This window comes from Siccirubricoccus phaeus, assembly GCF_008360935.1.
Taxonomy (GTDB): domain Bacteria; phylum Pseudomonadota; class Alphaproteobacteria; order Acetobacterales; family Acetobacteraceae; genus Siccirubricoccus; species Siccirubricoccus phaeus.
The window spans coordinates 62,197-76,750 of sequence record NZ_SRXO01000007.1; the positions used below are offsets into that span (position 1 = coordinate 62,197).

A 14,554-nucleotide genomic window follows, 5' to 3' on the forward strand; every position below is an offset into this window, starting at 1 on the left:
GTCTCCTCATTGCGGCTCGATCCCGGCGGCGCGCACGCGCTCGCCCCAGAGGGCGAGCTGCCGGTGCAGGAAATCGGCGAATTCCTCGGGGCCCATCTTCCGCGGCACATAGCCCTGGGTGGCCAGCCGCGCGGTCAGCCCTGGGTCGTCCAGCGCGGCGTCCAGCGCCGCCGAGGCGCGCCGCAGGATGGGCACCGGTGTGCCGGCCGGCGCCGCCAGCCCGTACCACACCGTGAGATCGTAGCCGGCGGCCACGGAAGCGACCGGCGGGATCTCCGGCGCCAGCGGGAAGGGCCGGGCGGTGGTGACGGCCAGCGCCCGTAATTTGCCGTCCCGCACCTGCGCCAGCCCATTGGCGAAATCGGTGAAGGTGGCGTCGATCCGGCCGGCGACCACATCGGTCAGCGCTTCCGGCCCGCCGCGATAGGGGATGGGCGAGACCTGCACGCCCGCCATCCGCGCCAGCATGCTGATGGCGATGAGCGAGGCCGAGTTCGGAAAGCTGTAGGTCACCTCGCCCGGCCGGCGGCGCGCCAGCTCCAGGAACGCCGCCAGGTCGCGGGCCGGCGAGGCAGCTGGCACCACCAGCACATAGGGCATTTCGGCGATGAAGCCGATGGGCGCGAAGTCGCGCAGCGGATCATAGGGCAGGCGCCGCAGCGTATGCGGGTTCACGCTGGCGTTGCTGGTGCTGTAGATCAGCAGCGAATAGCCGTCCGGCGCGGCGCGCGCCGCCGCTTCGGCGCCGATCACCCCATTGGCGCCGCCGCGATTGTCCACCACCACGCTCTGGCCAAGCGCGCGGGCCAAGGGCTCCGCCAGGCTGCGGGTGATGGTGTCGGTGGCGCTGCCGGCCGGGAAGGGCACGATGAGGCGCACCGGACGATCCGGCCAGGCAGCCCACGCCCGGGCCGCCGGCAGGAGGGCCGGCGCGGCGAGCAGGGCGCGGCGCGCGACGGCAGCGGTGTGTCCCGGCATGCCTGTTCTCCGATGTCAGCCGCCGGAGGCTTCCCGCCAGCGGATGTAGCGACGGATGCCGTCTTCCAGCGTGACCTTCGGCACCCAGCCGATCTCCCGCTCCGCCTTGGCACGGCTGAAGCCGAGATGGGTGCCGCCGGCGGAGCGGACCGCGCGACGGTCCTCGTGGTATTCGGGTTCGAGATGCGGGGCGTCGCAGGCCGCGAGCACCAGGTGCGCCACCTCGGTCAGCGAGGCGTCGCGGCCGGTGGCGAGGTTCATGACCAGGCCGCTGGCATCGCTGGCCATGGCGGCCAGACAACCCTGCGCCACATCGGTGACATGGATGTAGTCATGCACTTCGCGGCCGTCGCCGGTGATGACCGGACGCTCCCCGCGCCGCACCGCCTCATAGGTGGCGGCGATGAAATTGGCGTTCACCGCCCGCCCGTGCTGCCGCTCGCCATAGACCGAGGCGAAGCGGAGCGCGTTGAACTGCACGCCGTATTTCTGCGCGTAGAGCCTGCCGAGCTGCTCGCCGAACAGCTTGCTGACGCCGTAGACGGCGGTGACCGGCTGCAGCCCGGTGACCACCGTGCCGGCATCCTCCGCCAGCGTCTCGGCCACTGCATTGCCATAGGCAGCGACGGAGGAGGAGAAGACGACGCGCCGGCAGGACGCGATGCGCGCCGCTTCCAGGGTGTGCAGCACGCCGATGGTGTTGACCGCGACGCCTAGCGGCGGGTTTTCCGCCATCGGCAGGGTCAGGAAGCCGGCCAGCGCGAAGATCCCGTCGATGCCCTGGGCGGCATCGATCACCTCGTTCAGCCGCAGGATATCGCCGCGGACCAGCCGCACCCGTGGCTCGGCCTGCAGATGCGCGATCATGTCGGGCGTGCCGAGGGCGAGGCTGTCGAGCAGCCGCACTTCCCGCGCGCCGGCGGCGAGCAGCGCGTCGGCGAGATGCGAGCCGATCAGGCTGGCCCCGCCGGTGACGAGGTAGCTGTTCCCGGCGATGGCATGTGGCATGGCGTGCTCCCTTGGCCCCGGCCTGTCCGGAGCCGCGGAGGAGCTTGCCCAGGACCAGCGGCAGCATGCCTCGGGTGGGCGTGCCGGCGGCTGGCGGACGTTCCTCGGCTGCCCAGGTCATGCTGGCAGTTCTGGCGGCAGGCTATCGGCTGGTGCGAACGCCTGTCAATGCGCGTGTATACATGTGTGAACGGAATTGGCGCGAGCAGGCAGGCGGCTATCCGCCGGCCCCAGCGCTGCGTAAGCTGCGGCAGCGATGCAGACACAGGCATCCACGCGTCCAGGATACGGAATCGAACCCATGAATCGTCTCGATGGCAAAACCGCCCTGATCTCCGGCGCCGCGCGCGGCATCGGCGGAGAGACCGCCCGGCTGATGGCCGAGGCCGGGGCGAAGGTGGTGGTCGCCGACGTCCTCGACGGCCCGGGGCAGCAGGCCGTGGCAGCCATCCGGGCCGCCGGAGGGCAGGCGGAATACAGCCATCTGGACGTGACGCGGGAGGCGGACTGGGCCGCCGCCATCGACCTCGCCACCGGGCGGTTCGGGCAGCTCGACATTCTGGTGAACAACGCCGGTGTCTTCATCGGCAAGGCGATCGAGGAGGTCAGCCTGGACGAGTGGCACAAGCTCGTCGCCGTCAACATGACGGGCGTGTTCCTCGGCACCAAGCTCGCCGCTCCGGCGCTGCGGGATGCGGCGCGGTCCAGCGAGCATGGCAGCGCCATCGTCAACCTGGCCTCCATCGCCGGAATCGTCGGCTCGCAGCTCGATCCGCTGTACTCGATGACCAAGGGCGGCGTGACCTTGTTCACGAAGTCCGCCGCCCTGGAATTCGCCCGGAAGGGCTACCGGATCCGGGTGAACTCGATCCATCCCGGCGTCATCCAGACGGATATGGGCGAGCAGACCTTCGAGGCCCGCGCGCGGCGCACCGGCAGCAACGACACCGCGCCAGTCCGGCAGCTCGTCTCGGAATCGGTGCCCTGGGGCCGCCTGGGCGTGCCCCTCGACATCGCCAAAGGCATCGTATTCCTGGCGTCCGACGACGCGGGCTACATGAACGGCGCCGGCCTTGTCGTCGACGGCGGCTTCACGGCCGCCTGATCGCGGTCAACCCGGCCTCCCCCCCCGACTCTTTTGCCAGTGGCTTCGGACCTGACACGTGGCGGGGGCTGAGATCGATGGTGCAGTCCAAAGCGCAGACCGTTGACGAGTGGATGGCGGCGCTTGACCTCGCCGGCTTGCCAGCCTTCCAACAGCTCCGTCGGCGTTGCCCGGAGCGGCTCGCCGGCTGGGCCGAACGGATGCAGCAAGGCATGCCGGGCTATGGCCTCCGGGCCGCGGACTCGGCCGTCGCCTTCAACAGCCGGAAGCAGAATATCGCCTTCTGCGCCGGCCCGACCGTCATTGTGCCGATCGCTTGAGCGGCATCGACTGCGGCAAGGCTGCTCCGGGCCCCAGCCGGTGCATTTAACCGGCGTCGCTCTCGTGCCATGCTCCCCTACGGGAGAACGTCGAATGCCCGAAAGGAATTTCCAGTCGGCAACGACCGGCCACGGCTTGCCCGGCTCAGCACCAGCATTTGTCGCAGCGGAGGCCGGCGGCCATGCCGCGCGCGGCGGCCGAAGAAGCCATCGCCCCGAGGCTTGCCGGCAGGCGAGGAGCCGGGCCAACCCTATACATGGGACAGTCGGATGGCCGTCGCCCTTGCGGCGCGCCGCGACGACATCGCCCGATCGCGCGCCGGCCTGAGGATCGACAGCGATGCGGATCTGGCATCAGAGCTTCAGCGACCTGAATATCGTGCCGATCTACCGCGCCACCCTTGCCCGCCATGCCGAAGCTGTGCTGCCACCGGGCGACAGCGTCGTCCTGCACGGCTTGCGTCCCGGGACCTATGGGCATGACGTCGCGCCCATCCATGCCATCCGTCATCGCTATCTGGAGTACCTGAACGAGGCGCAGATCGTCGAGGCGGCACTGGCGGCGGAGCGCGCCGGCTACGACGCCTTCGCCCTTGGCTGCTTCTTCGATCCGGCGCTCCGCACCGTGCGGTCCCTGGTGGACATCCCCTGCCTCGGCCTCTCGGAGACCTGCATGCTGGTCGCCTGCTCGCTGGGCCAGCGCTTCGGCATGGTGTCGCTGGAGGCCAGCCAGCGCGCCCAGCATGACGAACTGGCCCGCCTCTATGGCTTGCGGGACCGGCTGGCCGGGGTGGTGGCGATGCAGCCGCCCATTGACGAGTACAGCCTCGAGGGTGGCGAGGGCACGGCGCGCCCACTGGTCGACGCCTTTCACGCGGCCTGCGGCCGGCTGGTGGAGATGGGGGCCGAGGTGGTCATCCCCGGTGACGGCTTTCTCAATGAGTTCGTCTGGCGCCAGGGCCTCAAGGCGAGCCATGGCGCCCTGGTCATGGACGCGCTCGGCACGCTGTTCCGCTATGCGCAGTTCATGGTGGGCGCGAGGGCCTCGATCGGCCTTCAGGTCAGCCGCATCGGCCATTACGCCAGGCCGCCTGCGGCCATGCTGGCTGAGGCGCGGAGAGCGGCGGGTGCTGTCGATGTGGCGGAGAGCAGCTTCTCGGGCACTGCGCGCCACGCTGAATAACGGCTCACAACAAGGGGGAACGTACATGCGCCGCGCAGTCTTGGCAGTCGTCCTGATGATGAGTGGCCTGGGGGCCGGATTGCCGCAGATCGCGCAGTCACAGCCGGCGCCACGGCGCGAGGCCGTCCGCATTGGCATCATGAGCGATCTTTCCGGCAGCTTCGCCGATGTGGCCGGTCCGGGTTCGGTGGTCGCGGCGCAATTGGCGGCGGAGGATTTCGGCGGCCGCGCCGCCAGGCTGCCGGTGCAGATCCTGTCCGGCGACCATCAGAACCGTGCCGACACCGGCTCCGCCATTGCCCGTCGGTGGTTCGATACGGAGGGCGTGGATGCCATTGTCGACCTGCCCAATTCCGCCGTCGCCCTGGCGGTCGGCGAGGTGGCGCGCAATGCCAATCGCGTCGCGCTGGTCACGGCGGCGGTGGCCAGCCGCCTGACCGGCGACCTCTGTTCGCCGAACCTCATCCACTACTCGCTCGACACCTGGTCGATGTCGAATGTGCCGAGCCGGGCTTTGGTGCAGCAGGGCGGTACGAGCTGGTTCTACGTCACCGCTGACTATGCCTTTGGACATGATCTGGAGAAGCAATCCAGCGAGGCGGTGACGCTGGCGGGCGGGCGCGTCCTTGGCTCGGTGCGCCATCCGCTCGGGACCACGGATTTCTCCTCGGTCCTGCTGCAGGCCCAGGCCTCTCGCGCCTCGGTGGTGGCGCTGGCGAATTCCCAGGCCGACTTCATCAACAGCATGAAGCAGGCTTCCGAATTCGGCCTGGTGCGGCGCGGGCAGCGCGTCGTCGGGCTGGCGGTCTATATCTCGGACATCGTGTCGTTGGGCCTGGAGACGACGCAAGGCGCCATTGTCGTCGGCAATTTCTATTGGGACCTGACCGACGGGACGCGTGGCTTCGCCAGGCGCTTTGCCGAACGGTCGGGTGGACGGATGCCGACCGATCTGCAGGCCAATGTCTATGCGGCGGTGACGCATTACCTGAAGGCCGTGGAGGCGCTGGGCAATTCGACGGATGGCCGGGCGGTGGTCGCGCGCATGAAGGCGACACCGACGGAGGATGCGGTTTTCGGCAGCGGGCAGATCCGCGCGGATGGTCGCCGGATCAGCCCGGTTTACGTGTTCCAGGTCAAGGCACCGGCTGCATCCACCGGCCGATATGACGTCTATCGCCTGATCCGGGACGTCCCACTTGAGGAGGCCTATCGGCCGATCGCCCAGGGCGGCTGCCCGCTGGTGCAGTGAATGCCCGGCTGGCGTCGGACGGCTCAGCAACAAGAGGACGAGGCATGGACCGCCTCCTGGCCATGGAAGCCTTCGTCAGAACGGCGGATACCGGCAGCATGTCGCACGCCGCGGAGCAGCTCGGCGTTGCCAATGCCTCGGCCACCACCTCCGGCTGATCTGTCCCTTCGCCCCGCACCGGTTGTCGTGGCCGGCCGGGCGCGACAGACTGCCCGCAACGGAGGAAACCCATGACGGCCTATGACGTGGTGGTGGCGGGATGCGGCGTGGCGGGGCTTTCGGCCGCGGTGGCCGCGGCGGAAGGCGGTGCCAGGGTTGCCGTGCTGGAGCGCGCGCCGCGCGAGGAGCGGGGCGGGCAGAGCTGCTACACCGAAGCCTATCTCCGCATGAAGTCGCACCGCGAGGTGACCGACGATTTCGAGACCCATCTGGCCGAGAACGGCAGCGGCGCCATCGATCCCGAGCTGGTGCAGGAGGCCGCCCGCGCGCGCGGTGACCGCGCTGCCTATGCCCGGGCGCTGAGTCTCGCGGATCCGGATTTCATCTCCACCTTCGCCGAGAATGCGGGCCCCACCATCGCCTGGCTGGAAGGCCTGGGCGTGCGCTTCGACTTCCTGCCGACGCAATTCCTGACGAAGTCGCAGCCACGCCTGCTGCCGGTGGGCGGTGGGCTGGCGTTGGTCGAGGCGCTGGCCAGGCGCGCCGAGGGGCTGGGCGTCGCCTTCCACTACGAGACGACAGCGATCTCGCTGATCCAGGACGAGGAGGGCGGCGTGATCGGCCTGAATGCCCGGCGTGGGGGCCGTGCGCTGCGCCTGCATGGCAAGGTCGTGCTGGCCTGCGGCGGCTTCGAGGGCAATGCCGAAATGCAGACCCGCTATATCGGCCCGCGCAGCGTGCATCTTCGCCCCATCTGCAAGGGCGGCTATTTCAACCGCGGCGAAGGGATTCGCATGGCGCTCGATATCGGCGCGGCGCCCTGCGGCGATTTCGGCAGCTACCATGCCGAGCCCGTGGATCCGCGCTCCGGCGTCTCGGAGCCTTCGGTCTTCATTTTCCCCTACGGCATCCTGGTGAACAAGGCGGGCGAGCGCTTCGTGGACGAAGCGCCCGGCACGGTGGACGCGCATTACGAGCGGGTGACGCGGCGCATCTACGAACAGCGCGACGGCATCGCCTATGTCGTGCTGGACGCGAAGCATCTGAGCATCCCGAACTACCGCCTGGCCATTCGCACCGACCAGCCGCCCATCGCGGCGGATACCATCGCGGCGCTGGCGGCGAAGCTGGACGTGCCGGCGGTCGGCCTGGTCTCCACGGTGGAGCGCTACAACGCCGCCTGCGTGCAGGGCGAGTGGAAGCCGCTGGAGCTGGACGGCCTTGCCACAAGGGACCTGCAGCCGCCGAAAAGCAACTGGGCGCTGCCGATCGACCAGGCGCCCTTCCATGCCTATCCGATCATGTCCGCGAATGTGTTCACCTTCGGCGGGGTGAAGGTGGATGGCAGTGCCCGGGTGCTGGACCAGGATGGCGAGCCAATCCCCGGCCTTTACGCCGCCGGCGAAGTCATCGGCCTGTTCTGGGGCACCTATACCGGCGCCACCTCCGTGCTGAAGGGGCTGGTCTTCGGGCGGCTGGCTGGGCAGGACATCGCCGGGCAGCGGTGCAATGCCTGAGCCGCGCGTCGCCCTCGTCACCGGCGCCGCAGGCGGCATCGGCCGGGCCAGCGCGCTGGCGCTGGCCGAGGCCGGCTGGGACGTGGCGCTGGCCGATGTGCGCGAGGCCGCCGGGGCGGCCGAGGCGGTGCGCGTTTTGGGCCGCCGCGCCTTGGCCATGGCCCTGGACGTCACCAGCAAGGCTGGCGTCGAGGCCGTGGTCGCACGGATACTGGCCGAATTCGGGCGAGTGGATGCGCTGGTGAACGTGGCCGGCGTGGTTGGCTTCGGCTCGGCCGCCGAGATGCCCGAGGCGGAATGGGACCGCGTGCTGGCGGTAAACCTGAAAGGGACCTTCCTCGCCTGCCAGGCCGTGATCCCGGCCATGCGCGCGCAAGGGGGCGGGCGTATCGTCAATATCGGCTCGATCATCGGCAAGAATGGCGGCAATGCGCGACCCTGGCTGGACCGCGCGGAACAGCAGCGCAGCGGCAGCGCGGCCTACGGCGTCTCGAAGGCGGGCGTGCATGCCCTGACCTTCTTCCTCGCCAAGGAACTGGCGGCGGACAACATCGCAGTGAATGCCGTGGCGCCCGGCCCCATCGCCTCAGCCATGACGACCACCTTCCCCGATGCGCTGAAGGCGCTGATCCCCGTTGGCCGCATGGGGACGGCCGAGGAGGTGGCGCGGGTGGTGGCCTTCCTCGCGGCGCCGGAGACCGGCTTCGTCACCGGCGAGATCGTTGACGTCAATGGTGGCATGTGGATGGACTGAATGGAACCGAAACCGATGGCGCGATGACGGTGGCGAGTCTCGCGCATCGGCCTCTCGGCACCGGCCGACGGCTATACGCTGATGGGCGGCACGCCGGGATCGGTGACGATCAACTCGCAACTGATGCAGCGCCCGCCCTACGACGTGTTGCGCGATTTGGCGCCGGTGGCCTTCGTGGGCGACAGCCCGGGCGTGCTGGTGGTGAACAAGGCGTCGCGCTTCAGAGCGTCGGCGGATCATCGCCGCCTCGGGGACGACGCGCGGCGGGCTGACCTTTGCCTCTGCCGGCGTCGGCTCCTTCAGCCACCTGGCAGCGGAGCAGGAGATGTATCCACCTGACCGGCCAGACTCATGCGGGCTGCTCCGGCGTCATGTAGATCTCGGCGATCCCGGTGCGGATGACATCCACGATTTCCTTGTAGCGGCGACGCATGACGACGCTGTTGTCCGTCAGGCAGGCCGCGACGTCGCGCCGCCGGAGCAGCCGCGCGAAGCGCAGATGGGCCGTCATGTCGAGCTTCTCGCGCCGGCGCATATCGATCCAGCGGACGAAGTGGATCCGGCTGTGAATGCTTTCCAGCAGGCGGACGAATTCCGCATTCTGCGTCATGCGCGCGATTCGAAGATGGAACTCCTCGTCGTGGCGGAGCGCCTCGAGGCTTTTCCCGTTCTCCTGCGTCGGCCGGGACCGGGCGAAGGCCTCGAGCTCCGCGAGCTCCTCGTCGCTCGCGCGTTCGCAGGCGAGGCGGATGATAGCCTCCTCCAGCGAGGCGCGCACCTCGTAGAGATTGTGGATCTCCTTCGCGTCGAGCATCCGGCCGAAGAAGCCCCGGCCCGGCACGGTGGTGACGAAGCCTTCCGAGACCAGGCGGTTCAGCGCCTCGCGCAGCGGCGTACGGCTCACCCCCAGCTGCGCCGCGAGCGCGAGCTCGTTGATCCGTTCGCCGGGCCGGAATTGGTAGGCCATGGCCATGACCTTGATGCGGTCGTAGACGCGGCCGGCGGCGGCCGGGCTCTCGGCCGGTAGTCTGGCCATCTGCATGTCGACGCTCCCCTCGGCCCCTTCTCGCCTGCCCGGCCTGTCCCGCGCAGGATGGTCTGCCCGGACTGGCGCCGGAAGTCCATACCACAGCGCTGAATACAGCGTTGCATTGCGGTTTGGCAGCCTTCTACACTGCCCCGCGGCGGGGCTGGGCCGCTTTGCTGGCCGGCCTTTCGCCAAGGCAGGAGCACGGAGGCGCGGATGGGTGCGAAGCGGATGATGCGGCTCGGCATGTCGATCCGGGGCCTCGGCTATCACCCCGCGGCCTGGCGCCACCCGGACGTCCCGGCGAACGGCACCGTCAGCTTCCAACACTACCTGCGCAATGCGCAGACCGCCGAGCGCGGGCTGTGCGACATGGTCTTCTTCGCTGACGGCATCGGCATTCGTGAGCATGACGAGCCGCCCGGCGCCCTCGCGCGCTCGGGCTACGAGATCATCGAGATGGAGCCGCTGACGCTGCTGCCGGCCCTGGCAGCGCGGACCAGCCGCATCGGCCTCGTCGCCACGGCTTCCACCACCTACAACGAGCCCTACCACATCGCCCGCAAATTCGCGACGCTCGACCTCATCAGCGAGGGGCGCGCGGGATGGAATGTCGTGACCTCCTGGTCCGAGGCGGAGGCGCGCAACTTCAACCGGGAGCAGCATCTGGACTACGCCACGCGCTACGAGCGTGCGGCGGAGTTTGTCGAGGTCGTGACCGGCCTCTGGGATAGCTGGGAGGAAGGGGCCTTCCTTTATGACAAGGCGGGCGGCCGCTTCTATGACGAGAGCCGCGCCCATGTCCTGGACCATCGCGGCAAGCATTTCCAGGTCCGCGGCCCGCTCAACGTCGGCGAAATGCCGCAGGGCCGGCCGGTGCTGTTCCAGGCCGGCGCCTCGGAGCAGGGGCGGGAGATGGCGGCGGCCACGGCCGATGTCATCTACGCCGCGCATGACACGATGGAGGCGGCGCGCGCCTACTATGCCGATGTGAAGCGGCGCCTGTCGGCCTATGGCCGAGATTGGGACGATCTGAAGATCATGCCGGCACTACGGCCGATCGTCGGGCGCACGGCGGCCGAGGCGCGGGCGAAATTCGACGAGATGCAGGCGCTGCTCGATCCCATGGTGGGGCTGCAGCGGCTCTACGGCACCTTCGGCGACCTGCGCGGCTATGACCTGGACGGGCCGGTGCCGCTGGACCGCCTCGGCCCGCAGGAGCTGCGGAGCTTCTCCGAGCGCTGGGTGCGGCTGGTGCGGGAGAAGAACCTCACCATCCGCCAGCTCTACGAGCACCAGGCCGGGGCCGGCGGCTTCCACCTGATCGGCACCGCCGCGGAGATCGTGGACGTGATGGAAGCGTGGATGGCGGCGGAGGCCTGCGACGGCTTCAACATCACGCCCTCCATCCTGCCCGGCGGCTGCGACGATTTCGTCGAGCTGATCACGCCGGAGCTGCAGCGCCGCGGCCTGTTCCGCACCGCCTATGAGGGGCGGACGCTGCGGGAGAATCTCGGCCTCAAGCCGCATGTGAACCGCTACAGCCGGCAGGCGGCGCCGGCGCGGGCCTTTGCCTAAGCGGCGCGGCGGGAGGCACAAACCGTCCGGCTGCCCTGAATACAGGGTTGAATGCAGCGCGGAAACCGGATTGAATGCGGGATAAGCAAGCTGCAACGCAGCGCACGGGCCAGTTTCAACAACGGGAAAATCCTGTCCCTCCCTGACCCGGAGCGCCTGCCCATGACCTTGTCCCGCCGCACCTTGCTGGGTGGCGCCACCTTGCTCACGGCCGAAGCGGGAGGGCTGCGTCCCTTCGCGGCGATGGCCCAACCCGGCGCTGCCCCGCTGCGCGCGGCGATGACCGGCTTCACGACGATCAACACGCTCGATCCTGGCAAGGCGGCGATTAATCCCGAATTCTATATCATCTGGGGCGTCTTCAACACGCTGGTGAAGTTCGACGCCAAGATGAACGTGGTGGGCGACTTGGCGGAATCCTGGACCAACCCCGATGCCACCACCTGGGAGTTCAAGCTGCGCCAGGGCGTCCACTTCCACGACGGCAGCGAGCTGACCGCCGAGGACGTGGTCTTCACCTTCCAGCGCATCGCCGACGAGAAATTCGGCTCGCCGGTGCGGCGCAAGATGGCGCCCCTCGTCAGCGTCGAGGCGGTCGATGCGCATACCGTGCGGATGAAGACCGACAAGCCCTTCGCGCCGCTGCTGACCTACCTGACCAACACCCGCACCAGCACGCAGATCGTCTGCAAGAAGGCCGTGCTGGCCATGGGCGACGAGCAGTATGGCCGCACCCCGGTCGGCTCCGGCCCCTGGAAGCTGACGGAGTGGCGGCCGAACGAGAAGCTGAGCTTCGCCGCCCACACCGAGTATTTCGAGCGGGGGTTGCCGAAAGCCCCGGCGCTGGAGGTGATGCTGATCCGCGACGACAGCAGCGCCATCAACGCGCTGGCCGCCGGCGGGCTGCACTTCGTCAACGCCGTCCCCTACGGGGATACCGAGCGGGTGAAGCGCATGGCCTCGGTGGCGTTCTCCTCCATGCCCGGCCTCAATGCCCGCTTCGCCCAGTTCAACATCCAGCGCCCGCCCTTCGACGACGTGCATTTCCGCCGCGCCGTCTCGATGTCCATCAACCGGCAGGCCTTCGTGCAGGCGGTGGTGTTCGGCCAGGCGGTGCCCTCCCAGGGCTATATCCCGCAGGCGATAAGCTGGGCCTATGACAGGGAGCCGCGCCCCTACGCTCAGTACAACCCGCAGGCGGCGAAGGCGGAACTGGCCAAGTCCAGATACGGCGCGGATGTCGAGGTGGTGGTCTATGGCATGCCGGATGCCTGGTGGAAGCGGATGTCCGAGGTTTTCGTGGACATGGTGAACCGCACGCTGGGCACCAAATTCCGCGTCGAGTTCATGGACAGCCGCACCCATTTCCAGCGCTGGATGGCCAATGACGGCCAGTGCTGGCCGAATGGCTGGATCGCGCTGTGCGACCCGGACGAATACCTGTTCGACTGCTTCCACAGCACCGGCTGGCGCAATTTCAGCAAGTACAGCAACCCGCAGGTGGACAGCCTGCTGGAGCAGGCGCGGCAGGAGCTGGACCGCGAGGCGAAGGGCGGTCCGCTCTACATGCAGGCGGAGCGGCTGATCGCCGAGGACTGCCCCAGCGTGTTCCTGATGAACACCTACTCCAACAGCGCGGTGCTGAAGCGGGTGACCGGCTTCGACCATACACCCTTCGACGGGTTCGGGGCGCAGCTCGCGCCGATGACGGTCGGCTAGAGCGCATGGCGTCGTTCGATCAACGGCGGGGGGCTGCGGCGCCTCGCCGCGGCGTCCCCGCGCCTGGGCGCTGATGCGCGTCCTGACCTGGCTGCTGCTCCGGGCGGGCAGCGCGGCCTTCATGCTGCTGCTGGGCTCGCTGGTCGTGTTCCTGCTGATGCATGCGGTGCCGGGCGACGCGGCGCTGGCCGCCCTGGGCGATCAGGCGAGCCCGGACGCCATCGCCGATTTCCGCCGGCTGCACCATCTGGACGATCCGCTGGCGATGCAGTTCCTCGCCTGGCTGCGCGGGGCGCTGCGCGGCGATCTCGGTACCTCGATCTCGCTGGCGGGGGGCTTCTCCACCGCGTCGCTGATCGCCGGCTCGCTGCCCAATACGCTTTTCATCGGCGCCTACGCGCTGCTCCTCGCCCTGGCAATCTCGATCACCGCCGGCAGCATCGCCGCCAGCCGCCATGGCCGGGTGGAGGACGTGCTGGCCACTTCCGGCGCCATCGTCACCATTTCCATGCCCGATTTCTGGCTGGGCTATGTGCTGGTGCTGCTGTTCAGCCTGGAGCTGGGCTGGTTCCCCGCCTATGGCTTCACCCGCCCTGGGGAATCCTTCCTCGGCGCGCTGCACAGCGGCTTCCTGCCGGCGCTCGCCATTGCGGTGCCGATGGCCGGTATCTTCTCCCGCATGCTGCGCGCGACGCTGCTGGAAACCTTCCGCCGCGCCTATGTCACCTCCGCCCGGGTCATGGGCTTCGGCCGGGCCTTCGTCTTCTGGCACTATGTGTTCCGCAACGCGCTGATTCCCTATGTCACCGCCATCGGGCTGCAGGCGCGCTACCTGCTGGGCGGCGTGGTGGTGGTGGAGCGGGTGTTCGGCGTGCCGGGCATCGGCTCGGTGATGGTGGACGGCGCCTTCGCCCGCGACATCAGCGTGGTGCAGGGCTGCGCCGTGGTGTTCCTGCTGATCGTGATCCTGGTCAATTTGCTGGTCGACCTGCTGTGCGGGCTGCTCGACCCGAGGACGGCGGCATGAGCGCCGCCGCCGCCATCCCCCGTTCCGCCCGCCGGCGCGGCCCGCTGGGCGTGCTGGCGCGCAACCGCGTCGCCCAGTGCGGCGCCTTCATCCTCGTCTCCACCCTGCTGCTGATCGCGGGCATCGTCCTGTTCTCGCCCTACGACCCGAACGACAAGGACTACATGGCGATCCTGCAGCCGCCCTCGCTCGAGCACCCCTTCGGCACCGATTCCTTCGGCCAGGATGTGCTGACCCGCGTGGCGCATGGGGCACGGATCTCGCTGCTGGTCAGCGTCGGCGGGCTGGTGCTGGGCGGCCTGGCCGGGACCGTGCTCGGCATGACCGCCGGCTATCGTGGCGGCTGGCTGGACGCCGTCATCACCCGCATCGTCGAGCTGCTCTACTCCTTCCCCACCTATGTGCTTGCCCTCTGCCTGATGCTGCTGCTGGGCTATGGCGCCTCCAGCGTGGCGCTGGCGATCGGCCTGGTCTACGTGCCGAATTTCGCCCGCCTGGCGCGCAGCATGACGGCGCAGGCGAAGGCGGAGAATTACGTCACCGCCGCCCGGCTGATGGGCCAGTCCGCGCCGCGCATCCTGGCGCGGGAGATCCTGCCGAACATCGCCGCGCCCCTGCTGGTGCAATTCTCCGCCGGCCTCGGCTTCGGCATCATCATGGAGGCGGGCTTAAGCTTCGTCGGCCTTGGCGTGCAGCCGCCGACGCCCTCCCTCGGCGTGATGATGGCGGACGGCAAGGACTACTTCCAGAACGGCCCTTGGGTGCTGACCCTGACCGGCCTCTCGGTCGCCTGGATCATCCTCGGCCTCAACCTGCTGGGCGACGGGCTGCGCGACGCGCTCGACCCGCGGCTGCGGGACCGATGAGCATGGTACAGCCTGCAGGCGGGCGGCTTGCGGCTCCTGCCGCCGCCCGGAACGGGGCCGG

15 protein-coding genes are annotated in these 14,554 nt (G+C 69.0%); 12 read left to right on the forward strand and 3 right to left on the reverse strand.

Annotated features, from left to right (window positions below; all coding sequences use genetic code 11):
* Window positions 1-6 precede the first annotated feature (6 nt).
* Both E5N76_RS11770 and E5N76_RS11775 read right to left on the reverse strand, forming a co-directional pair.
* On the reverse strand, window positions 7-978 hold the full coding sequence (locus E5N76_RS11770; protein ID WP_149537497.1) for a Bug family tripartite tricarboxylate transporter substrate binding protein: 972 nt from the start codon (window positions 976-978) through the stop codon (window positions 7-9).
* Between the two features lie 15 nt (window positions 979-993).
* Window positions 994-1,986: an NAD-dependent epimerase/dehydratase family protein gene (locus tag E5N76_RS11775; RefSeq protein WP_149537498.1), complete on the reverse strand. Its 993-nt coding sequence runs from the start codon at window positions 1,984-1,986 to the stop codon at window positions 994-996.
* Between the two features lie 301 nt (window positions 1,987-2,287).
* Here E5N76_RS11775 and E5N76_RS11780 point away from each other — a divergent pair, with 301 nt between their 5' ends.
* The 8 genes from E5N76_RS11780 to E5N76_RS11815 all read left to right on the forward strand — a co-directional run bounded on the left by E5N76_RS11780 (window position 2,288) and on the right by E5N76_RS11815 (window position 8,615).
* On the forward strand, window positions 2,288-3,091 hold the full coding sequence (locus tag E5N76_RS11780; protein ID WP_149537499.1) for a glucose 1-dehydrogenase: 804 nt from the start codon (window positions 2,288-2,290) through the stop codon (window positions 3,089-3,091).
* Window positions 3,092-3,168: 77 nt separating this feature from the next.
* Entirely contained in the window at window positions 3,169-3,411 is a 243-nt protein-coding gene (locus E5N76_RS11785) for a hypothetical protein (RefSeq protein ID WP_149537500.1), read from the forward strand.
* 340 nt (window positions 3,412-3,751) lie between these two features.
* Window positions 3,752-4,594 (forward strand): aspartate/glutamate racemase family protein, encoded by an 843-nt coding sequence (locus tag E5N76_RS11790; protein WP_149537501.1) that lies wholly within the window; start codon window positions 3,752-3,754, stop codon window positions 4,592-4,594.
* A gap of 58 nt (window positions 4,595-4,652) precedes the next feature.
* The gene (locus E5N76_RS11795) at window positions 4,653-5,846 is read left to right on the forward strand and encodes an ABC transporter substrate-binding protein (RefSeq protein WP_268921300.1); all 1,194 of its coding nucleotides are present in this window, start codon (window positions 4,653-4,655) and stop codon (window positions 5,844-5,846) included.
* 44 nt (window positions 5,847-5,890) lie between these two features.
* Window positions 5,891-6,004 carry a helix-turn-helix domain-containing protein gene (locus tag E5N76_RS11800; protein ID WP_149537502.1) on the forward strand — a complete coding sequence of 38 codons (114 nt, stop codon included), beginning with the start codon at window positions 5,891-5,893 and terminating at the stop codon, window positions 6,002-6,004.
* Between the two features lie 72 nt (window positions 6,005-6,076).
* Window positions 6,077-7,522 (forward strand): FAD-dependent oxidoreductase, encoded by a 1,446-nt coding sequence (locus E5N76_RS11805; protein ID WP_149537503.1) that lies wholly within the window; start codon window positions 6,077-6,079, stop codon window positions 7,520-7,522.
* Entirely contained in the window at window positions 7,515-8,276 is a 762-nt protein-coding gene (locus E5N76_RS11810) for an SDR family NAD(P)-dependent oxidoreductase (protein ID WP_149537504.1), read from the forward strand. The genes E5N76_RS11805 and E5N76_RS11810 overlap by 8 nt, the downstream gene beginning before the upstream one ends.
* Window positions 8,277-8,357: 81 nt before the next feature.
* On the forward strand, window positions 8,358-8,615 hold the full coding sequence (locus E5N76_RS11815) for a hypothetical protein (protein WP_149537505.1): 258 nt from the start codon (window positions 8,358-8,360) through the stop codon (window positions 8,613-8,615).
* Between the two features lie 10 nt (window positions 8,616-8,625).
* Here E5N76_RS11815 and E5N76_RS11820 read toward each other — a convergent pair whose 3' ends face one another.
* Entirely contained in the window at window positions 8,626-9,318 is a 693-nt protein-coding gene (locus E5N76_RS11820) for a GntR family transcriptional regulator (RefSeq protein ID WP_235907670.1), read from the reverse strand.
* Window positions 9,319-9,519: 201 nt separating this feature from the next.
* On the opposite strand from E5N76_RS11820, the gene E5N76_RS11825 reads away from it, so the two are divergent.
* The 4 genes from E5N76_RS11825 to E5N76_RS11840 all read left to right on the forward strand — a co-directional run bounded on the left by E5N76_RS11825 (window position 9,520) and on the right by E5N76_RS11840 (window position 14,493).
* The gene (locus tag E5N76_RS11825) at window positions 9,520-10,881 is read left to right on the forward strand and encodes an LLM class flavin-dependent oxidoreductase (RefSeq protein WP_149537506.1); all 1,362 of its coding nucleotides are present in this window, start codon (window positions 9,520-9,522) and stop codon (window positions 10,879-10,881) included.
* A gap of 162 nt (window positions 10,882-11,043) precedes the next feature.
* On the forward strand, window positions 11,044-12,600 hold the full coding sequence (locus E5N76_RS11830) for an ABC transporter substrate-binding protein (RefSeq protein WP_187830123.1): 1,557 nt from the start codon (window positions 11,044-11,046) through the stop codon (window positions 12,598-12,600).
* A gap of 73 nt (window positions 12,601-12,673) precedes the next feature.
* Complete coding sequence (locus E5N76_RS11835) at window positions 12,674-13,627, forward strand: ABC transporter permease (protein WP_149537508.1); 954 nt, start codon at window positions 12,674-12,676, stop codon at window positions 13,625-13,627.
* The gene (locus tag E5N76_RS11840; RefSeq protein WP_149537509.1) at window positions 13,624-14,493 is read left to right on the forward strand and encodes an ABC transporter permease; all 870 of its coding nucleotides are present in this window, start codon (window positions 13,624-13,626) and stop codon (window positions 14,491-14,493) included. The genes E5N76_RS11835 and E5N76_RS11840 overlap by 4 nt, the downstream gene beginning before the upstream one ends.
* The last annotated feature ends 61 nt before the right edge of the window (window positions 14,494-14,554 follow it).